This window comes from Acinetobacter sp. Ac_5812, assembly GCF_013072695.1.
GTDB lineage: Bacteria > Pseudomonadota > Gammaproteobacteria > Pseudomonadales > Moraxellaceae > Acinetobacter.
This window is the reverse complement of the sequence record NZ_LXUK01000022.1, coordinates 672,939-694,222: the sequence shown is the minus strand read 5'-3', so window position 1 is coordinate 694,222 and position 21,284 is coordinate 672,939. Positions and strand designations below refer to the sequence as shown.

At 40.3% G+C, this 21,284-nt stretch carries 17 protein-coding genes and 1 pseudogene; 9 read left to right on the top strand and 9 right to left on the bottom strand.

The features are described from left to right. The first annotated feature begins 21 nt into the window (after nt 1–21). Genes A7P55_RS16730 through lpxA form a run of 4 tightly spaced genes read left to right on the top strand, consistent with a single transcriptional unit; the run spans nt 22 to nt 2,873 of the window. A complete protein-coding gene (locus tag A7P55_RS16730; protein ID WP_004807405.1) occupies nt 22–522 on the top strand; it encodes an OmpH family outer membrane protein in 501 nt (166 codons plus the stop codon). Nucleotides 523–525: 3 nt separating this feature from the next. Continuing rightward, nucleotides 526–1,596: a UDP-3-O-(3-hydroxymyristoyl)glucosamine N-acyltransferase gene (gene lpxD / locus A7P55_RS16725; RefSeq protein ID WP_171552980.1), complete on the top strand. Its 1,071-nt coding sequence runs from the start codon at nt 526–528 to the stop codon at nt 1,594–1,596. Between the two features lie 6 nt (nt 1,597–1,602). Beyond that, nucleotides 1,603–2,088: a 3-hydroxyacyl-ACP dehydratase FabZ gene (gene fabZ / locus A7P55_RS16720; protein ID WP_171552979.1), complete on the top strand. Its 486-nt coding sequence runs from the start codon at nt 1,603–1,605 to the stop codon at nt 2,086–2,088. After that, on the top strand, nt 2,085–2,873 hold the full coding sequence (gene lpxA, locus A7P55_RS16715; RefSeq protein ID WP_171552978.1) for an acyl-ACP--UDP-N-acetylglucosamine O-acyltransferase: 789 nt from the start codon (nt 2,085–2,087) through the stop codon (nt 2,871–2,873). The genes fabZ and lpxA overlap by 4 nt, the downstream gene beginning before the upstream one ends. A gap of 49 nt (nt 2,874–2,922) precedes the next feature. On the opposite strand, the gene A7P55_RS16710 is transcribed toward lpxA, so the two are convergent. Then, nucleotides 2,923–3,855, bottom strand: a complete 933-nt coding sequence (locus A7P55_RS16710; RefSeq protein WP_171553279.1) for an AraC family transcriptional regulator — start codon at nt 3,853–3,855, stop codon at nt 2,923–2,925. Between the two features lie 189 nt (nt 3,856–4,044). Here A7P55_RS16710 and A7P55_RS16705 point away from each other — a divergent pair, with 189 nt between their 5' ends. Beyond that, nucleotides 4,045–5,289 carry an alkane 1-monooxygenase gene (locus tag A7P55_RS16705; protein WP_171552977.1) on the top strand — a complete coding sequence of 415 codons (1,245 nt, stop codon included), beginning with the start codon at nt 4,045–4,047 and terminating at the stop codon, nt 5,287–5,289. 158 nt (nt 5,290–5,447) lie between these two features. Then, nucleotides 5,448–6,800, top strand: a pseudogene (gene gorA / locus A7P55_RS16700) (glutathione-disulfide reductase). Between the two features lie 32 nt (nt 6,801–6,832). On the opposite strand, the gene A7P55_RS16695 reads toward gorA, so the two are convergent. Together A7P55_RS16695 and A7P55_RS16690 are read right to left on the bottom strand one after the other, a co-directional pair. After that, the gene (locus tag A7P55_RS16695) at nt 6,833–8,182 is read right to left on the bottom strand and encodes an ATP-binding protein (RefSeq protein ID WP_171552976.1); all 1,350 of its coding nucleotides are present in this window, start codon (nt 8,180–8,182) and stop codon (nt 6,833–6,835) included. Further along, nucleotides 8,179–8,850: a response regulator transcription factor gene (locus tag A7P55_RS16690; RefSeq protein ID WP_171552975.1), complete on the bottom strand. Its 672-nt coding sequence runs from the start codon at nt 8,848–8,850 to the stop codon at nt 8,179–8,181. Before A7P55_RS16690 ends, A7P55_RS16695 begins: the two co-directional genes overlap by 4 nt. 109 nt (nt 8,851–8,959) lie before the next feature. On the opposite strand from A7P55_RS16690, the gene dsbD reads away from it, so the two are divergent. The 3 genes from dsbD to dsbG are packed head-to-tail and all read left to right on the top strand — an operon-like array spanning nt 8,960 to nt 12,497. Beyond that, nucleotides 8,960–10,909, top strand: coding sequence for a protein-disulfide reductase DsbD (gene dsbD / locus A7P55_RS16685; protein ID WP_171552974.1), 1,950 nt, complete (start codon nt 8,960–8,962; stop codon nt 10,907–10,909). Beyond that, nucleotides 10,906–11,754: a TlpA disulfide reductase family protein gene (locus A7P55_RS16680; RefSeq protein WP_171552973.1), complete on the top strand. Its 849-nt coding sequence runs from the start codon at nt 10,906–10,908 to the stop codon at nt 11,752–11,754. The genes dsbD and A7P55_RS16680 overlap by 4 nt, the downstream gene beginning before the upstream one ends. After that, the gene (dsbG, locus tag A7P55_RS16675) at nt 11,751–12,497 is read left to right on the top strand and encodes a thiol:disulfide interchange protein DsbG (protein WP_171552972.1); all 747 of its coding nucleotides are present in this window, start codon (nt 11,751–11,753) and stop codon (nt 12,495–12,497) included. The genes A7P55_RS16680 and dsbG overlap by 4 nt, the downstream gene beginning before the upstream one ends. A gap of 94 nt (nt 12,498–12,591) precedes the next feature. Here dsbG and A7P55_RS16670 read toward each other — a convergent pair whose 3' ends face one another. From A7P55_RS16670 to paaZ, 6 genes are all read right to left on the bottom strand, one after another. Then, nucleotides 12,592–13,791, bottom strand: a complete 1,200-nt coding sequence (locus A7P55_RS16670; protein WP_016540256.1) for an acyl-CoA dehydrogenase family protein — start codon at nt 13,789–13,791, stop codon at nt 12,592–12,594. Nucleotides 13,792–13,806: 15 nt separating this feature from the next. Beyond that, nucleotides 13,807–15,093 carry an acyl-CoA dehydrogenase family protein gene (locus A7P55_RS16665; protein WP_171553278.1) on the bottom strand — a complete coding sequence of 429 codons (1,287 nt, stop codon included), beginning with the start codon at nt 15,091–15,093 and terminating at the stop codon, nt 13,807–13,809. 276 nt (nt 15,094–15,369) lie between these two features. After that, nucleotides 15,370–16,581, bottom strand: coding sequence for an OprD family outer membrane porin (locus tag A7P55_RS16660; protein ID WP_252727892.1), 1,212 nt, complete (start codon nt 16,579–16,581; stop codon nt 15,370–15,372). Between the two features lie 160 nt (nt 16,582–16,741). Further along, nucleotides 16,742–18,154 carry an MFS transporter gene (locus tag A7P55_RS16655; RefSeq protein WP_171552970.1) on the bottom strand — a complete coding sequence of 471 codons (1,413 nt, stop codon included), beginning with the start codon at nt 18,152–18,154 and terminating at the stop codon, nt 16,742–16,744. Nucleotides 18,155–18,557: 403 nt separating this feature from the next. Next, nucleotides 18,558–18,848 (bottom strand): DUF1330 domain-containing protein, encoded by a 291-nt coding sequence (locus tag A7P55_RS16650; protein ID WP_005188899.1) that lies wholly within the window; start codon nt 18,846–18,848, stop codon nt 18,558–18,560. Nucleotides 18,849–18,923: 75 nt separating this feature from the next. Further along, nucleotides 18,924–21,026, bottom strand: a complete 2,103-nt coding sequence (gene paaZ, locus A7P55_RS16645; protein ID WP_171552969.1) for a phenylacetic acid degradation bifunctional protein PaaZ — start codon at nt 21,024–21,026, stop codon at nt 18,924–18,926. Between the last annotated feature and the right edge of the window lie 258 nt (nt 21,027–21,284).

Sequence of the window (21,284 nt, the reverse complement as noted above, 5' to 3'; positions counted from 1 at the left end):
ACATATATAAAGGATGTAATAATGAAAACATTAACAATGCTCATGTTAGGTTTGGGATTCACGGTTTCTGCGTCTGTAAATGCTGCAGGACTTGGTGTGGTTGATTTAGCGAAAGTTGTTGAAAGCAGTACTTATCTAAAACAACAAAATGCGAGCCTAACTCAGTCAGTTAAACCAACTTCGACTCGACTGGAGCAATTGGGTAAAGAACTCGAATCTTTGCAGCAAAAAGCACAGACTGACGGTCAAAAAATGAATCAGGCTGATATTCAGAAACTTACTGCTCAATATCAAGCAAAATTAAGTGAATTTAATTCGACTCAACAAGGCTTGCAGACAAAAGTTCAGTCAAGCCTACAGGCGATGAATACCACTTTTGAGTCACGTGTGAAGCAAGCTGCTGAACAATTGCGTAAAGAAAGTAATTTAGACTTTATTTTAAATAAAAATTCTACGATTGCCTCTGACGCACAGTATGATTTAACTGATAAAATGATCCAAAAGGTCAATGCTATTAAATAATCAATGAATAGACGTACTTATCGTTTAGAAGAAATTGCTCACCTTGTCAAAGGTGAGTATTTCGGTGAGAAGAATTTCCAAATTTCTAATTTGGCAAGTTTAGAACACGCAGAAAAACAGCATATTTGTTTTGTAAATGGTGAAAAATATTTGGCGGCAGCTGAAGCAAGTCACGCTGGTGTATATATTGTCACTGCGGCACTTAAACAGCAGCTTCTAAACAAACAAAATTTTATTGTTGTTGATAATCCTTATTTGGCATTTGCCACACTTACACATTTATTTGAAAAAAAGATAACTCATTGCGGCATTGAGAGTACGGCTCGAATTCATCCATCTGCAATTATCGCTGATGATGCCTATATAGGGCACTATGTTGTCATCGGTGAAAACTGTGTCGTGGGTAACAATACCATTATTCAAGCTCATGCTTTTCTTGATGATGACGTCGAAGTTGGAAAAGATTGCTTTATTGATGCCCATGTTACTATAACAGGTGCCGCAAAATTAAAAGACCGTGTTCGCATTCATGCCAATACGGTGATCGGCACTGAAGGTTTTGGTTTTGCTCCTTATCAAGGGAAGTGGCATCGTATCGCTCAACTTGGTTCGGTTCGTATTGGAAATGATGTTCGTATTGGTTCAAATTGTAGTATTGATCGCGGTGCACTCGATGACACAATTTTAGAAGATGGTGTCATTATTGATAACCTTGTGCAAATTGCTCACAATGTTCAAATTGGAGAGAACACTGCCATTGCCGCCAATTGCGGAATTGCAGGAAGTGCGAAAATTGGCAAAAACTGTATCATGGGTGGTGCTTCAGGTGTGGTTGGGCACCTTGAAATTACAGATAACGTGACACTTACAGCAATGTCAATGGTCACAAAAAATATTTCTGAAGCTGGAACATATTCTTCTGGCATGGGACTTTTTGAAAATAGTCACTGGAAAAAGACGATTGTGCGCTTAAGACAATTAGCAGATGTGCCATTGACCCAAATCGCCAAAAGGCTTGATCATATGCAAGCTCAATTAGAGTCCCTTGAATCAACCCTTAAGTTACGTAAATAATTTATTATGACTGAGTCTACATTACCATCATTCACAATGCCTGAATTACCTATGGATATTCTTACCATTCGTGAATATTTACCGCATCGTTATCCTTTTTTACTTGTTGATCGTGTTACTGAAGTAACTGAGAATAGCATTGTCGGTTATAAAAACGTCTCGATTAACGAAGAGTTTTTGCAAGGGCATTTCCCAACTTACCCAATTATGCCAGGCGTGCTGATTATTGAAGCTTTGGCACAAGTCTCTGGTATATTAGGTTTTGTACTTACAAATCAAAAGCCGAAAGCAGGTTCTTTGTTCCTGTTTGCGGGTGCTGAAAAAATCAGGTTTAAAAAACAAGTTGTTGCAGGTGACCAGCTTATCTTAAAATCTGAACTTGTGATGCAAAAACGCGGTATTTACAAGTACAATTGTACCGCTAGTGTCGATGGTAAGGTTGCCGCGACAGCAGAGATTATTATTTCCCACCAGAAAATAGAGCAGACATGAGTAGTCAAAATTTAATACATCCTACAGCAATTATTGACCCGTCTGCAGAAATCGCTTCTGATGTACAAATTGGTCCATATTGTATTGTAGGTCCAAATGTAAGTATTGACTCTGGTACAAAATTACATTCACATGTTGTTATTGGTGGTTTTACGAGAATTGGTAAAAATAATGATATTTTCCAATTCTCAAGTATTGGGGAGATTTGCCAAGATTTAAAATATCAAGGCGAAGAAACTTGGTTAGAAATTGGCGATCATAATTCGATTCGTGAGCATTGTACCTTGCATCGCGGTACTGTTCAGGATCATAGTTTGACCAAGATTGGTAGCCATAACCTATTAATGGTGAATACACATATTGCACATGACTGTGTTATTGGGAACTATAATATTTTTGCCAATAATGTGGGTGTCGCTGGGCATGTTCATGTTGGCGACCACGTGATTGTTGGTGGTAATGCGGGCATTCATCAATTCTGTAAGATTGACTCTTATAGCATGATCGGCGGAGCTGCTTTAATTCTTAAAGATGTACCTGCTTATATTATGGCTTCTGGTAATCCTGCACGTGCCTTTGGTATGAATATCGAAGGAATGCGTCGTAAGGGCTGGTCTAGAGATACCATTCAAGGTTTAAGAGAAGCGTATAAGCTGATCTATAAATCTGGTCTAACGACAGAACAGGCAATTGAACAAATTCGTAATGAAATTCTAGTAAAAACACCTGAAGCGCAACTGTTTATTGATTCGTTAGAACAATCAACACGCGGTATTGTGCGTTAATAACTGAGCAGAAAAGAAAAAAGACACCGCGGTGTCTTTTTTTATAACTTTAACTTTCTTGTTCAACAAACTGCTGACGATATTGCTTCGGAGAGTGTTCAAAGGTTCGCTTGAATGCCTGACTAAACGCTGTTTCTGAAGAATAGCCAACTTTATTGGCAATTTGCTGTACAGAATAATTACTTTTACGTAGATACTGGCTGGCTAAGCGCATACGATGCTGTTGTAAGTAGGCGAGAGGAGACTCACCAATTACTTCATGGAAGAGGCTGGCAAACTTTGAGCGCGACATACAGCATTGTTCTGCCAATGATTCAACTGTCCAAGCATCTTCAGGATGATTATGGATTGCAGCAAGGCTATTACTCAGTTCAGGATGGTTGAGTGCACTGAGCCAACCATGTTGAGTCGAGATCTGTTGGATATGATCTCGAATACATTTGATCAATAAGATATTTACCAGATGATCAATGATGATATCGCGTCCTGCTTGGATATTTTGGGTTTCTAAAGCTAAAAAATGCAAGCCGATTTGTAACCATTCTGGTGCATTAGTATCGCCATGTTGAAGGTGGATAATTGATGGCAAAGCCTGAATAAAAGGCTTGGCCATAATGGTGTCAATTTGGCAACGTATTGTTAGAATCAGATTTTTTTCGGATGACTGAGTGCCGAATTCGATGGCTTCTTCTTTATGACCATCGAACAGCTTTGAAATATCAACGGCATCAATTAGTTTAGTAATTGTATTATCTGCACCTGTATGTGCTTTTCCAGACGGAATAACCACAATTTCACCTGCATGTGCAGTTAAACTATTTTGCGCGTCAATTTGAATGAAAACAGAACCAACTAAAACAATATGAACAATTAAGGCGGTTTGATCTTGGCAGATAAAACTCCATTCTCCTTGAGTTTTCAAGTAGATATATTCAGTGTGATTTAAATGAATATCAGCAAATATTTTACTTAAAGCATCCATATGATTTTTTAACGATGTATTCATTTAAATTATAGAGAGCTGAGCCAATAACTCAATATGTGTTTATAGGACAAAAACAGGGTGGATGATGCCAAAGACTTTGACATAGGTTTTTTGGACGCTTGCAACTGTCATGAATTTCATAATTCCTCAAAATATACTTATATATACAAAGACATGGATTCGATGATGAATGCGCCAGTAAATGTTGAGCAAGAACTTACGCCAGTAAGCATTCCAAAGTCAAAAACTGAATTAGATCGTAAACGTTATTTATGGGCCATTAGCCCAGCTTTGCCTGTAATCGGAATTGGTATTTTAGCAGGTTATCAATTTGCACCACGTCCATTGAAGAAAATCTTTGCTTTAGGCGGCCCAATTGTTTTGCACATTGTGATTCCAACGATTGATACCATTATTGGTAAAGATGCAAATAACCCAACTGATGAAGATATTCGATTACTTGAAAAAGACCCATATTATTCTCGATTGGTGAAAAGCTTTATTCCTTTGCAATATGCAGCCAATGTCTATGCATGTTATTTAACCAGTCGTAAAGAAACGTCTTTCATTGATAAAATCTTTTTAGGGATTTCAATGGGTGCCATCAACGGGATTGCCATTAATACTGCACATGAGTTGAGTCATAAATCTGATCGTATTGATCATATCCTTTCACATTTGGCGTTGGTACCAACCGGATATAACCATTTCCGTATTGAACATCCTTATGGTCACCATAAACGTGCTGCGACACCTGAAGATCCAGCATCTTCACAAATGGGTGAAACATTCTATGAGTTTTGGCCACGTACGGTCATTGGCTCTTTCAAATCAGCAATTGAAATTGAAACGACTCGTTTAAAACGTAAAGGCAAAGAATTCTGGTCAAAGGACAATGAATTGTTGCAAGGCTGGGGGATGAGTGCGGCTTTCCATGGTTCGATGGTTGGTTTGTTTGGTAAAGGGGTTATTCCTTATTTAGCGACTCAAGCATTCTATGGCATTAGCTTGTTTGAGATTATTAACTATATCGAGCACTATGGTTTAAAACGCCAAAAAGACAAGAATGGTAAATATGAGCGGACCATGCCAGAGCATAGCTGGAACAATAATAATATTGTGACCAATTTATTCTTGTATCAATTACAACGTCACTCTGATCATCACGCTTATCCGACGCGTCCGTTCCAAGCGTTACGTCATTTTGATGAAGCGCCTGAATTGCCAAGTGGTTATGCAAGTATGTTATTACCTGCATTAATTCCACCACTATGGTCAAAAATGATGGATAAGCGTGTCTTTGATCACTACAAAGGTGATTTAAACAAAGCCAATATTTATCCAAAGCGTCGTGCAAAACTATTTAAGAAATTTGGTGTAGTCGATCAATCTTTGCAACAGGCTCAGATTGAAGTTGTGACCACTGAATAATCCAAGAAGCCTTCCAAAAGTAAGGCACTGATGAGTCATCATCAGTGCCTTTTTATTTTCTTGTATTAAAACTTTAACCAAGTAAGGATTTTAAATTTTCTTGCTGTATATCTATGTATAACTTAAAAATAATCTAGTAATTAGTTTATGAGGCGATGATGACAAAACATTATGATTATATTGCGATTGGTGGTGGGAGTGGTGGAATTGCATCGGTTAATCGTGCGGCAATGTATGGTAAAAAATGTGCATTGATCGAAAAAGCAGAGATTGGTGGAACATGTGTCAATGTGGGCTGTGTTCCTAAAAAAGTCATGTGGTATGCAGCTCATGTGGCTGAATCGATTCAAAAGTATGGACCTGATTATGGCTTTAACAGTAAAGTCGAGTCATTTGATTGGCAGATTTTGATCAAGAATCGGCAGGCCTATATTGATCGAATTCATCAATCTTATCAAAATAGCCTAAGCAAGAATCAAGTTGATTTGATTCATGGGGCAGCATATTTTATTGATAAAAATACCATTGAAGTCAACGGTGAGCGATTTACAGCGGATCATATCTTAATTGCAACAGGGACACAGCCTTCATTACCTAAAATAGATGGGGTTGAATATGGTATAGATTCGAATGGCTTCTTTGAATTAAGTGCTTTACCAAAAACCACCGCAGTGATTGGTTCAGGTTATATTGCAGTTGAATTGGCGGGTGTGCTGAATGCTTTAGGTTCTCAGGTTGGATTGTTTATTCGTAAAGATTTACCTGTAAGACGTTTTGATTCGTTTTTGAGTGAAACTTTGGTTGAGGTCATGCAAGCCGATGGCATCACTGTACATAGCCAAGCCGTACCTGAAAAAGTCACAAAAAATGTGGATGGTTCAGTCGTGCTGCATTTAGAAAATGGTGAAAGCCATAGCGTAGATTGTCTGATCTGGGCAACGGGTCGAGAACCCAATACTGCACGTTTAAACTTGGACAAAGCCAATGTTCAGTTGGATGATCGTGGTTATATTCAAGTCGATAAATTCCAGAATACCTCACAAAAAGGTGTCTATGCTGTCGGAGATATTACGGGGAAAATGGAACTAACACCGGTCGCGGTTGCCGCTGGACGTAGACTGTCTGAACGACTCTTCAGTCAGAAACCAGATGAGCATTTAGACTACGACAATATTCCAACCGTGGTGTTTAGCCATCCACCGATTGGAACGGTGGGGATCACTGAAAAAGAAGCGGTTGAACAATACGGCCAGCAAGCGGTAAAAGTCTATAACTCCTCGTTCACTGCCATGTATAGTGCCATTACTCAACATCGTCAACCGACCAAAATGAAATTGGTTTGTGTCGGTGAGGAGGAAAAAATCGTGGGTATTCATGGCATAGGTTTTGGGATGGATGAAATTCTGCAAGGTTTTGCTGTTGCCTTATAAATGGGGGCAACCAAGAAAGACTTTGATAATACAGTTGCAATTCATCCAACCTCAGCCGAAGAGTTTGTTACTATGCGCTAGTGTCTTATCTGTGTGGTCATTTCGCTTTGTTATCATGGAGAAATGACCACTTTAAGACCATTGGGGGAATTTTGGCTGAACCTGATTGTGAAGCCATGTTTTTCCAATAACAATTTTACCAATGCTAACCCGAGTCCATGACCGTTGTTGTGTGCAGATTTACGCCAAAATCGTTGTGTAAGTAAACTAAGATCATGGTCATTTAAACCATGACCTGTATCACTAATCACTAAATCATGTGTTTGCATATAGATTTGAATTGGGGCTTTCGCGTGTAAATACGCATTTTCAATTAAATTTTTAAGCACAATCTTTAGAGCTTCATCAGGGAGGTTGAGTAGAGATAAACTATTCCAATCAACTTCTAATTGCTGTGGTAGGTCGTGATATTTTTGCTCAAGTTCATTGATCACCTGTTTGAGGCTAACAGTAACATCGACTCTATTCAGCTCTGGTTGAACAAGTGTCTCTGTTTTACTTAACAAGAGTAATTGTTCCAAAAGTTGTTCATATCGCTGGATGCTGAATTCTGCTTGTTCTAAATTATTCAGCAGCTTTTGCTGATCCTGCCCAGACTGCATCAGCATCAATTTACTTAACTGCACATGGGTTTTAATGGCAGTGAGCGGACTACGTAGTTCATGTGCAGCAAATGCACTAAAGCTTTTTTCATTTTCCAGGCTCTGATGCAAGTTGTGTACAAGCGCGAATATGCTGTCTACAAAGGGTTGAATTTCTTTTGGGATATTTTCAGTGTTTAAATCGAGTAGATCGGTTGCTGCTGCTGAAGAATGTTGGTCTTGTTGTTTTCTCAGGCGTTGTGCAATGTGATCCAGTGGCAGAAACTCGACACGAATAATCCATAAGATCAGAAGAATACATAGAATTAAAGTAATGATTAAAGGCATCAGCACAGATTGTAAAATTTGTTTGAGCAAGGAGTAGCGTAGTTGTAATTTTTCCGCAGTGACGACCCGGATTTGGCCCTTTTGCAGGACATAACTACGCCAATCAATGCCATTTTCCTGCCAAGTACTAAAGCCTGCTTTTCTGCTGGTTAAACTGGGTGAACCTTGGGTTCTTACTAAAACTTGTTGGTCTTCTGCAGGGTCATAACTCGAAAGTGAAACCTCACAGACGATTAAATTTTGCGGATTATGTTTTTGTTGTACGGAATCCAAGCTATTCATGATTTGATCAACTGGGAGTTGTTGAATTAAATGGGCAACCATTAATGCTGAAGCTGAAAGCCGCTCATCTAAGGTCTGCTGTAGGCGTTTTTCCAGATCGACATAAAGCCAATAAAATACCAAAGACCACAGCAGAATAAATACAAAGCAAATCGTGGTGACTAATCGCCATTTTAAACTGTAATTTTTCATATGCTTTGCTCAGGCACTTTGAACAGATAACCTACACCCCGAATGGTTTGAATGATGTCTGGGTGAATTTTTTGCCTTAAATGGTAAATATGGACATTAATTGCATTACTTTCGATACTGTCCTGAAAACCATAAACTTTATCAATGAGATGCTCATTTTTAAGGATCTGGTTTGGGTAGAGCATAAACGTTTCAAGCAAGCTGTATTCACGGCGAGAGAGGTTGAGCAATTGATCTTGGTAATAGGCTTGTTGCGTATCTTGATGCAGTTTTAAATCGCCTATCTGTAAGATGTTCGAGGAATAGCCGCGGTTCCGTCTTGCTAAAGCATGGACTCTGGCAATCAAAATAGGCAAATCAAAAGGTTTGGTCAGATAGTCATCCGCACCTGTATTGAGGGCTTCAACACATTGCTGCGTTTGATTACGTGCTGTAAGAACAAGGACAGGTACGTGTAAACCCGCTTTTCGCCATGTCTGTAAGAGTTCCAATCCATCTTGGTCGGGTAAGCCCAAATCCAATAAACATAAATCCACCGCGCTGTTTCGAATAAAATAATCCGCAGCTTTGGCAGTATTGACATGTTCAACCGAAATATTTAGATAATCCAGTGCGGCGACAATCCCTTGTGCGATATAGGGGTCATCTTCAACAAGTACGACAAACATGGCTTTTCCTCAATCAGTGTACTCATTTTACAAACAAATACAGCTGTTAATGTTCTCTTAATTTTGTCTATTTGATAATGCCTGCATATTAAATTTTAGACCTATTGTTATGCGATTTCATTTTTTAACCGCTCTATTTCTTGGGCTAAGTAGTGGCACATGGGCTGCTTCAGACTTTCTGCCGCCAGATCAAGCATTTAAATTTGAAGCCAGTTCTATTTCTAAAGATACTGCAGAATTAAAATGGGACATTGTCCCCAAATATTATCTCTATCATGATCAATTCAAAGTCATTGCGAATGGGAAAAATATTCACTTAAATTTGCCGAAAGGACAGCAAAAAGATGACCCTACCTTTGGCCTAACCGATGTCCACTACAATAACGTGACTGCGGAATTTAAGGTACAGCCGAATCAACAATACCAGATTCAATGGCAAGGCTGTGCCGATGACGGGCTTTGTTATCCTGTACAACGAATGACGATTCAGACGGACGACACTGGTTTGTTACCACAGACTAAGCCCGTATCTTCTCAAACCAATTTGGCACTTTTAGCGCAAACACCGCAAAAGACCACACCAGATTCAGTTCTGCGCGATGAGCCTGCAAAAACAGCACCAATCGCGCCGAAAGCAGTACCAGCCCTTACTGATGCTGAAAATGTTCAGCAAAAGGCTGAGCTGTCGGATGCAGACCAGATTGAAAATGTCATAGAGAATGACAGCAATAGCAGCGTTGTTTCAGCAGCGCAATCGAGTTCTCTTGCTCAATCGATATCTGAGCAAAGTTTCAAACAGGACTGGAATAATGATCAGTTTTTTCTGCATTTATTGTCTAGCCAAACCGTTTGGATCAATATCATTGTTTTCTTGGGGCTTGGCATCTTATTGGCATTTTTACCGTGTTCCTTGCCTTTAATTCCAATTCTTTCAGGAATTTTAGTTCAGCAGAAGAAAGGACACCGCGCTGCATTAATTGCGATCACCTTCGTGGTCAGTATGGCATTGGTCTATGCGTTGATGGGATTGGTGGTGGCTCAGCTTGGCTTTAATATTCAGCGCTGGTTTCAAAACCCAGTTTTCATCAGCCTATTTGTACTGATGTTTATTGTGTTTGCATTGAACCTGTTTGGTCTTTATCAATTATCTTTACCTCAGGCCTTATTACAACGTCTAGATCGGCTGCAACAATCACAGAAGGGTGGAACCTTTATTGGTGCGGGTGTGATGGGGGCAGTATCGGCTTTAATCGTGGGCCCATGTATGAGTGCGCCACTTGCAGGCGCTTTACTTTATGTTTCACAACTTGAACATGGCTGGTTAGGTGGGCTTTACTTATTCTTGATGGGTCTGGGAATCGGAATTCCTTTGTTTATTGCCAGTGTATTTGGGGCAAAGTATTTACCTAAACCTGGATTATGGATGGAGCGATTAAAATTTAGCTTTGGTTTTGTAATGCTGGCAATGGCGATTTATTTTGCTCGTCCATTACTGGGAAATGCAATCTATCATTCTGCTTTTGCCATTGTACTGTTTGTCGCTGCAGGATACTTAATCACAATTCTGCGACACATCATGAAATTAACGCATCGATTGCTGATACTTGCTGTGATTGGTGTTGTGGCTGCAACAGGCACATGGCACGCACATCTTGCACTATCATCTTTGAGTCAACAACAGGTGTCCAGCTTACATCAATGGATTGTGGTGAGAAATCAACAAGAGTTACAGCAAGCCTTGTCAGCTCATCCTGATCAGCCAGTTCTAATCGATGTTTATGCAGATTGGTGTGTTGCTTGTCAGCCGATTGAACGTCAAGTGATTCCATCAGTAGAGGTACAAGCCGCCATTGCCAATGTTGTCAGAATTAAATTGGATTTAACCCATTATGAAGCGTCTCAAGACCTAATTTTAAAGCAACGTCAAATTTTAGGGCCGCCAACAGTTTTATTCCTGAATGAACAGCATGAGGAACTGCGAAATTTACGTTTAACTGGCACATTTACTGCCCATCAGTTGGTTCAGAATGTTAAGCAACTGTCTGGAGTGCAACCATGATGATGTCTTCAGAAGCACTACATATCGGTGGATTTATTCTGCCATGGTCATTGCTGAGCATTTTACTGGCATGGCTCGCTGTATTTTTATGGGGAATATACCTCAGTCGAAAGAATCAATGCTCTGAAAATGTCTGGCAGCATTATAAAGATTCGCTTTGGTCAGCTGTATTGATTGGGTTGATTGCAGCAAGAGTCGTTTTCGTACTGATACATGCGGATGCCTACTTTTCACATCCGATCGACATCATCAAGATTCAGGATAAAGGCTTTAGCCCCTATGCGGGCATGGTGACCGCTGCTGTGTGGTTTATTTGGAAAAATCGCGCTTTAAAGTACAAGATGCTAGGCAGTAGTTTACTGGTTTTTGTTGCGGTACAACTTGCAAGCCTAGCGTTACTTAAACCTTTTCAAGTCCAAGCAGAATATCCTGCACTTGGTTTTCATGACTTGCAACAACAGCCACAGGCTTTAACCCAATTTATTGGGCAAGCTACAGTGATTAATTTGTGGGCAAGCTGGTGTCCGCCGTGTCATCGAGAAATGCCTGTGTTGTACCAAGCACAACAAGATTATCCAGATATCCATTTTGTCATGATCAATCAAGGTGAAGCTACGGATGTCATTAAAAATTATCTCAGCCAGCACCAGTTCAACTTTAAAAATGTTTTAGCCGATCCAAATGGTGAAATGGCTCAACAGATGAAGATGTATGGTATGCCCAGTACTTTATTTTTCAATGCTCAGGGGCAACTTGTAGAGCAGCATATGGGGGAACTCAGTCCTGCAATGCTGAAACAATATCTGCAAAAAATGACTCAACTACATGAGGTATCTTCTCAATGAACCAGAATCTTAAACGTTTAGCTGCTATTGCTCTCGCATGCTCTACAGCGCAAGGATTTGCCGCAGTCCCGACCATCAAGCAGAAACTGGAAAAAGACGGATTTAGCTTTGTTAAACAAATTGAAGCACCTGCCCAAATGACAGGCTGGGCTGGACATATGCAACAAAATCCAATGACTGTTTTTATTTCGAATGACAATAAATATTATATTGTTGGGGATTTGCACAATGCCAAGGGGGATAACTTAACCGTTGATGCGCTGAATACGCATGTCAAACAATCGGTTCTGGATGAGGTTTGGAAAAGTCTGGAAAAATCGGCTTGGATTCAGGATGGTAATGTCAAAGCACCACGGATTATTTATGTCTTCTCTGATCCAAACTGTCCGTATTGTCATACGTTTTGGGAAAAAGCCCGTCCTTATGTCAAAGCAGGTAAGGTGCAACTGCGCCATATCCAAGTTGGGGTGATCCGTGCGGAAAGCCGAGGACAGGCTGCCACGCTTCTGGCTGCATCCAATCCACAGCAGGTTTTTGAAGCATTTAATGCGGCGAAGGGGAAACAAAAATTGAAAGAATTAAAACCGATTCCAGCGCATCTTGCAGAAAAATTGGAATCGAATGAAGAAATGATGAATAAATATGGTTTTTATGCCACACCAGCTTTAGTCTGGAAAAATAGTCAAGGTCAAATGGAAACAGCGCAGGGCTTACCTAAGGATTTAAAACATGTTTTTGAATAAAAATCGATGAATAGAAATGCCGATTTATATGGCGATACATCAAATAAAAAGGACGTTATGAAAACGTCCTTTTTAGGTTATTGCCGATTCAAAATTATTTTAGTTCACTTGATGATTTACCCAATTCACGGCGGGCAATGATCAATTGCTGAATCTGTTGCGTACCTTCAAAAATATCCAGAATTTTTGAGTCACGCGCCCATTTTTCCAATAATTCATCTTCAGCATAGCCAACACTGGCTGCTAACTCCACACATTTGAGCGTGATTTCATTACCCACACGACCCGCTTTGGCTTTAGCAATCGACGCTTCTTTCGAATTTGGCTTTTTATTGTCTGCCATCCAGGTTGCTTTAATCATTAATAGACGTGCAGCTTCCCACTCAGCTTCCATACGATAGATTTGCGCTGCTAGATTTGAGGTCTGTAGGTAGGGAGTGGTGTAGTCTGGATCAAGCTGATCTTTGAAAATCTCTTTGATGCGTTCTAAGGATGCTTTGGCACAACCAACGGCCATTGCTGCAACCAGTGGACGGGTATTGTCAAAGGTTTCCATTACACCTGCGAAGCCTTTAGCCACATCAATTTCAGGATTACCTAGCAAATTGGCAGCAGGTACACGGCAGTCAATAAAGCTAATCACTGCCGTGTCAGAAGCTTTAATGCCCAGTTTGTGTTCAAGACGTTCAACTTTCATGCCTGCTGTGCCTTTTGGTACCACAAAAGACTTGATCGCAGCACGACCTAATTTTTTATCCAAGGTTGCCCAGACCACAACCGAATCAGCACGGTCACCCGAAGTGACAAAGATTTTTTCGCCATTCAGGATATAATCATCGCCATCTTTGGTTGCTGTGGTGCGAATCGCAGCTGAATCTGAACCACAACCCGGCTCGGTAATTGCCATGGCTGCCCAAGTGCCTTTGAAGCGTTCCAGCTGTTCATCATTGGCGACTGCTGCAATCGCAGAGTTACCCAGACCTTGGCGGGGCATACTCAATAATAGACCCGTATCGCCATAACACATTTCAATGATGCCGAGTGCCGCAGACATATTGCCGCCGTTTACAACAGCGTCCAGATTAGCTGTTCCACGTTTACTGGCATTAGCAGCACCAACACCTTCGCCACTTTCATTCATGCCATCCAGTAAAGCCGCAAGCATATCCAGCTCTTTGGGATAGGCATGTTCAGCTTTATCGTATTTACGTGAAATCGGACGGAGTACATTGAGTGCAGTTTCGTGTGCCTGATCAACCAGCATTTTGAATTTTTTCGGATTTTGTAAATTCATTATAGTTCTCCAAAATTAAGCATGTAAGCCAGAATGCAAGATTGCAGTCGCACGAAGATCACGATACCAGCGCTCAACAGGATGTTCTTTGGTAAAGCCATGACCGCCAAGAATCTGAACGCCATCTGTCCCCATTTTCATTGATTTCTCAGCGCAAAGCAGGCGAGCAAGATAGGCCTCCCGATGGAATGGTTTGCCAGCTTCTGCCAAACTTGCTGCGTTAAGAACCAACATACGCATCGCATCAATTTCAATCGCCATATCTGCAATCATGAATGCAACACTTTGACGGTGAGAAATGGGTTCTCCGAAGGCAGTACGTTCATTGGCATATTTGATACAGTAGGCTTTGATTGCTTCACAGGTTCCAACAGCCATCGCACACCACATCAAGTTACCTAGATCGACAAAGGCAGTGTAATCAAAATCAGCATCTCCTAAACGTAAGGCTGGCGTTTGATTAAATTGAAGGGTTGCGGTTTCAGTGGCCTTTAGGCCCATTGCAGGGTTGGCTTTGATGGCAATCGTTTCATTGGATTGCACCACAAAAATATCAGGCTGGCCGTTGAAATCTGCACTGACCAAGAACACATCAGCAATATCACCTAAAAGTACTAAGCTTTTTTCACCCGTGATATAGAACTGCCCATTGGCTTCAGATGCCGTGGTTTTTAACTGGTATGGGTTAAAAGCAGGGGTTGCCTCCTGAAAGGCAAACGTTGCTGTAACATCAGTATCTTCTGCAAATACCAGTAAGTACATGGATTGAACTTGGGTTGAACCCCAACGGGTTATTGCATTGATGACACTAAAGGTACTCAGCAAACCTGCAGTCAGACTGAAATCACCCTTCGCCAAGCTTTCTGCAATCAGAATATTACTCACAATATTCTGTTCTGCTGCCACACCACCCAATGCCTCTGGCAAAGCATAATAGTTGAGCCCCAAATCAACCAAATGTTGCCACAGTTCTTCTGGGAATTGTGCATGATGATCTGCATCATGTGCCAATGTGTAGAGCACTTCTTCAGCAAATTGTGACATAGCATCAACCGTCATTTGCTGTTCTTCAGTCAGACTGAGATCAAACAAATTTTTGTTGCTCTGATTTGGAAGACGCTGTTTATCGATTGGTTGTGGCTTAAATGCTTTTTGTGTTTTATTGAGTACTTTAAAGCCTGTTTTTGAACCTTGATATAATGATTTCTCTACAAATTTTCTTAATTTGAGTTGATCAAGCATTTCGCTTCCTGCGAGTTTGGTGATCAAAGATAGCCCAAGACCTTGAGCCTTATTCATCATATTCGACATGATTTTATCCTAGAGGATGGTTGTAAATTTATGCTGACATGCTCCTGCTCAAAAAACTATGTCTTGTTTGACATGCCGATTGGAGAAAGATAAAGGGTGAAATAGCCGTTTATTGTTTTTTATCATATTGTTTTTTAAATATTAAAAAAAATATGGGCGAAATTGTTTTTTTTAAAATTGACCAAAATGACAGAGCACTGATGTTATTGAATCGTTGTATGATCACTGGGTCATATCGGAATGGCTGCCAGTGATCATGGTTTCAACTTAGAAGCGTTTACTATAATTCACGAATAAACGGTCCTCACCAAAGTCATTACCGTGTTTCACATCATAGTCAATGCGAATGTATTGCAGTGCAAAGCCTTTGAGATAGGGCTGTTGAAAGGCATAGTTAAGAATGAGATTGGATTCAGTCTCATGATTTTTCTCACCATTGGTTGCTTTAAAATCATGACCATAGACATATTTCACCATCGCATTTAGCCCAGGCACGTAGTCCTTAAAATCATAGCCATACATCAGGTGATAAGACTTTTCATTCTTTTTAAAGAAGCCTGTGGCATTCCAGTTAATAAAATAGGTTTCAGGCAGAAAACCGTCAGGCAGCGGATAAGCGGACTCACCCATAATCTGCTGATAACCTAAACCAAAAGACTGATTTTTAACTTTGAGCATTTCCAGAATTCCAATATTTTGGGCATCAATATCAAAGTTATTGCCATCATTTTTGGCATTGAAATACTTGAACTTGGAGTTAAGGCTGAAATTTGGCTGCTTCCATGTATTGTCTAAGCCTAGATAGTGCTTGTTATACAAGTCCTCTAAATTAGCAAAGTAATATTCTGCTTTAAGGGATGGGATGAACTGATAGCGTAAATCTACATAATTTAAACCATCGGAATATTCAGTTTTGCCATTGGCAGTAAAGGAAAACTTGCGAAAATCCTCTTCATTGCGAGGAGATACTTTGGTGACTCGCCCAATTTCGGCATAGAGTTGATCAGAGAGTTGTGACTTAAAGTTGGCTCCCCAATAGGAAGCGAGTAACTGGCGGCTGTTATCAACTGCGGTGACTGGCAGATCAAGCCATAATTCACCAATACTGAACAAGGTTTTGTCATAACCGAGTTTAAGCGTTGCTCCATATTTTAAAAAGTCAGGCGCTTGTGATTGGGTTTGTGTGTCAAATGGTAAGACGGTGTCGGCTACATGCTTGTCTTTACTTAAACGTACTGCATATTGAACAGAAGCATCTGCACCAATTGTGACGGGCTTATCTGCGATTTGTAGGGGTGTATCCTGCATATTTGATTTGTAGAATAAAGACGCTGCTTGTGACCAGCTACCTGTATCTTTGAGGTTTGGGTTGTCATAGTCGCGGTTGATATAGGCATTTTTCAGGGTCAATTTCCACTCTTCCTGAGTAGATTTGCCGTTTTCAGCAGCAACAACTATCGGGCTGGAGAATCCAAGCATGACGAATAAAATTGCTGCTCTTAAGTATAGCGGGTTAAATTTATGTACGTGATTCATCATCCATATCCAATTTTAGTACGCCATCCCTCGGCGCTATTATTTTAAAATTCAGATTGAGCACCTTCCTTCATATAGCTTGAAGGAAGGGAGGTAACAACTTTTAGCCGAGTTGTTCGTGTTTGATGCTTTCACGATAATATTTGCAGCCTTTGTAGAGCAGAAATACACCGAGTAAGCCTGCAACTGCATTTACAATTGAGATGGAGTTACCCACCATCAATGTATTTTGAAAATATTTATCTGTTAATAGCGCAACAGCGGTTGTACCTACACCTAAAGCAATCAAATTTGAAACCAGTAGAAATTTTGCTGAGACCTGAGCACGTAATTGGTTCGGGGTAAGCATTTGAGTTGCAGCAGCCGACGCAGGAATCGGAAAGGTTGAGAAAAACATAGCCACAAAAATTAAGGCAAAGGATAAGTACATATTATCGACTTGGGTAAACAGCACACTTGGGACAATAAGTGCTGCACAGCCGATCATTCCTGCTCGAATCGCTGCATCGCTATACCCCTTTTTAGAGAAATGATCGATGAGCCATCCGCAAAATAGAGCTCCAGCCGTATTTGCAACCAAAATAATACTGCCGAGGACGTAGCCTGTTTGGCTGGCGTCTAGACCAAAGTGTCGCATGTAAAATGCTGGCGCCCATCCAAGTAGCGAGTACAGCATCATGGTATAGAACGAGAAACCAATAAAGTGGCAAAAAAAGGTCTTTCTGTGTGTGCGAATAAAAGCAATTGAGTTTTTAAATGATGCTTGGATTAGCTGCCCGTTTTGATCAACTTTCAAGCCTTTTCGTGTTGGTTCCTTTACCGTTAAAATCATAACTAAAGCGAGTAAAACACCTGGAAGCCCGACGATAAAGAAAGTGAGTTGCCATGTTTTTAATTGTCCAATGACTGGCAGGACGACTGAATCAACATTTTTTAAAAGACTAATCACATAACCGCCAATTAAAAAAGCCAAACCAGAGCCAATAAATGCACCAATCGCATATAGCCCTAACGCACGACCTAGTTTCTCTTTGGGGAATAAATCGGTCACGATGGAGTAAAAAGCGGGGGATAATGCAGCTTCACCAGCACCTACACTTAATCGTGCGAGAAACATCTGAGCAAAGTTTTTGCTTAAGCCACATGCGGCTGTTGCTAAGCTCCAGAATGCAATACCAATCGAAATAATCTTAATCCGTGATTTCTTATCAGCGAGTGCGGCAATCGGGATGCCCATAAAGGCATAGAACAAAGAAAAAGCCAAACCTTGCAATAGACTAAATTGGGTGTCAGACAGCATCAGGTCATGTTTAATCGGTTCGATCATCAAGGATAAAATTTGACGATCTACAAACGAAAGAATATAGGCCAACATGCAAATCACGACGACATACCATTGGTAGCCATAATGTTCGCGTTCTAAATGTGGTTCTGGATGTATATGAATCACTTGTTCAGGCGATAGCTCTGCCTTTTGCTCATTCCTGAGCATACTTTCTGGGTGGTTATCATTCATTCTGCATCTTCCTATGATGACTGTGGATTAAATGATACTAAATAAATATTATTTTTATAATTTAGTGTCATTTTTAGTCTATTTTATTTTATGGATCCGATTCAATAGCTATTCTTAAATAAAGCTTAATTTTTAATTTTATTGAAAAAATAGAATGATTTTTACAGAAAATAAGAAATCTATATTTGAGGTTATTTTTATTTATTGTGTTGTTATTATTTGATTTATTTTGTTGAATTCTCATGTTTTATAAAATGTAAATAAACATTGCATTGCCTGTGGGAGATTTTTATTTTAAAAATGTATAGGTGTGACTATTTATATTATTGTTAAAATAATTTTTAAAGTGATTCTTAAATTTTATAATTTAATAAAATATGTGGTTAAGTCTTAATTAAGATATTTAGTCTAATCCCTCAGTTAGAATCACCATATATTCGCCTGCCAAATCTCGGTGTTTTTTTGCTTCTTGATAGGCATCACTGTGATACCAATTTTGAGCTTCCTGCATACTGCTAAATTTAATGATGGCAACGCCGTCGCTTTCTATATTTTCTAATGCAATAGACTGACCATAAAACACAATCGGTTCAGCATCAAAGCCTTGGCTCGCTTTGCGTGCTAAGGATGTATAGGTTTTCATCTGATCTTTATTTTTGAGTTCTTTACGAATCAAAATGATATATGCGCTCATTGGCTTTCCTGATTGATAGAGACTAAGTGTTGATTTGTTGATGGATACGATGTCATATCCATCAACGCTCATGTATTAAGCTGCGCGGGCAACCAAAGTTAAAATATCATAGGTTGCAACCAATTCATCTCGCTGATTTTTAACCTTGATATCCCAAACCACAACACCGTGTTCAGGTTGAGATAGATCTTTTTGTGGTTTAGGGGTTTTCTGTTTGCAGGTCAGTTCAACCCGAATAGAATCACCGATTTTGACAGGCTCAACAAAACGTAAATTATCCATACCATAGTTGGCAATCACAGGGCCTTGAGCGGCATCGACAAATAAACCTGCTGCGGCAGAAACAATGAAATAGCCATGTGCCACACGCTCACCGAAGAAAGAGTCTGCTGCCGCGATTTTATCGGTATGCGCATAGAAATAGTCACCACTGAGGCAGGCAAAATTAACAATATCGGCTTCAGTCACGGTACGACGTGCAGTCAATAAACGCTCACCAATGACCAGTTCATCAAAATCCTTTTTAAAAGGATGGACGCGGTCTTGCTTGATGTTTGAACCCGCGGTCCATGAATGCGTCACTTGAGTAAGGCTGTTCGGTGAACCTTGAATCGCCGTCCGTTGCATATAGTGTTTGACTGCGCGAATGCCCCCGAGTTCTTCACCGCCACCAGCACGACCAGGACCGCCGTGAACAAGGTGTGGGAGTGGAGAGCCATGTCCTGTACTTTCTTTGGCAGATTCTTCATCCAGAATGTGTACACGACCATGCCATGGCGCAATTTTTTGAATGATCAATTCGACATTCTCATCACTATTCTTTACCACAGAGGCGACCAGACTACCTTCACCACGCGCCACAAGATCGGCAAGTTCGTCAATTGATTGATAAGGCATCAAGGTACATACGGGGCCAAAAGCTTCAGTGGTATGTACCAAGCTTGTCTGTAGTGGTTGCTCACACAGTAACAAGGTCGGTGGGAAGAATGCACCTTTCTCAGGATGGTCAGCATTGATTTTGAAAGTTGTCTCGTCACCAAATACAATTTTGGCTTCTTTCGCCAGTTCAGCAACTTTCGCAGCTACATCAAGTTTTTGTTTAGGACTGGCTAGCGCGCCCATGGTGGTGTCTTGTTTTTGTGGATCACCTACGACGACTTTTGCTAGTTTAGCACTGAGTTTTTGCTGCACTTGTTCAAGAAGTGCTTGAGGTACAAAGGCACGACGAATCGCGGTACATTTTTGTCCTGCTTTGGTGGTCATTTCACGAAATACTTCGCGTACAAATAAATCTATAGTCGCCTCATTTGCCGATGGACTGAGAATCGCACTGTTTACCGAATCAGCTTCCATACTAAATGGAATTGAATATTTGTTCAGATGGGAGTGGTTGCGGAGTTTTTGGCCAGTATAGGCTGAACCCGTAAAGGTGACACAGTCCTGTGGGCCTAAGTGATCAAAAAGATCATCAATTTGTCCACAAATCAGTTGTAGTGATCCTTTCGGTAGAATTTGCGTATCTTCAATCGCTTTAACAACTGCTTGGGTGAGTTGAGCACCATCAGTGGCGGGTTTGACGATACAAGGCACACCCGCCAATAGCGTTGGTGCAATTTTTTCTAGCATGCCCCAAATCGGGAAGTTAAAGGCATTGATATGTATTGCGACACCTGCTTTAGGACTCAGAATATGCTTGGCACCAAAAGTGCCGTTTTTAGAGAGCTGAATCCAGCTATCCTCAGTAATAATTTTTTCGTCATTGAGTTCGCGGCGTACCAGACTTGAATAGGCAAATAAGGTTTGGATACCACCCTCGATATCAATCCAAGCATCTTTACGTGTCGCACCAGTGGCGTAGGCAAGCGTATAGAACTGTTCCTTTTGCTCGAGTAGCTGTTGGGCAATTTGTTTTAAGGCATTGGCACGTTGATGAAAGGTCCAGTTTGCCAGCTCAGTACCATGCTGTTTGGCATATTGCACGGCTTGATGCATGTCGATGCCATGACTGCTGACGCTATAGATCGGTTCGCCAGTAATGGCATGTACAACAGTACGTCTTTCTTCATGGCTTGAATGCCATGTTCCATAAACATAAGAAGCCAGTTGTGGCAGCTGTTGAGTTGAGTTTTGGTATTCGGTGTCCGGTGCTATTTCTTCACGTTGTGCTTGTTCAAGCATAATCAAACTCCATTTTTATGTGATACATCAATTATAAAAATACTTAAAATATGATTCATAATTTCATCTTGATTCAGCTAAAAGTCAACATTATTTTATTTTTGTTGGTGAGTTGAATTTTAATTATTTTTAATAATTGTAAATAAAACAATAACATATTTGTGATTTTTTGATTGTTTTTAATTTGATACAAAAATATTAATTGACTTTGTTTTTTATGTATCGAAAAATAGATTCATGGATGGAATTCTCAAGAGA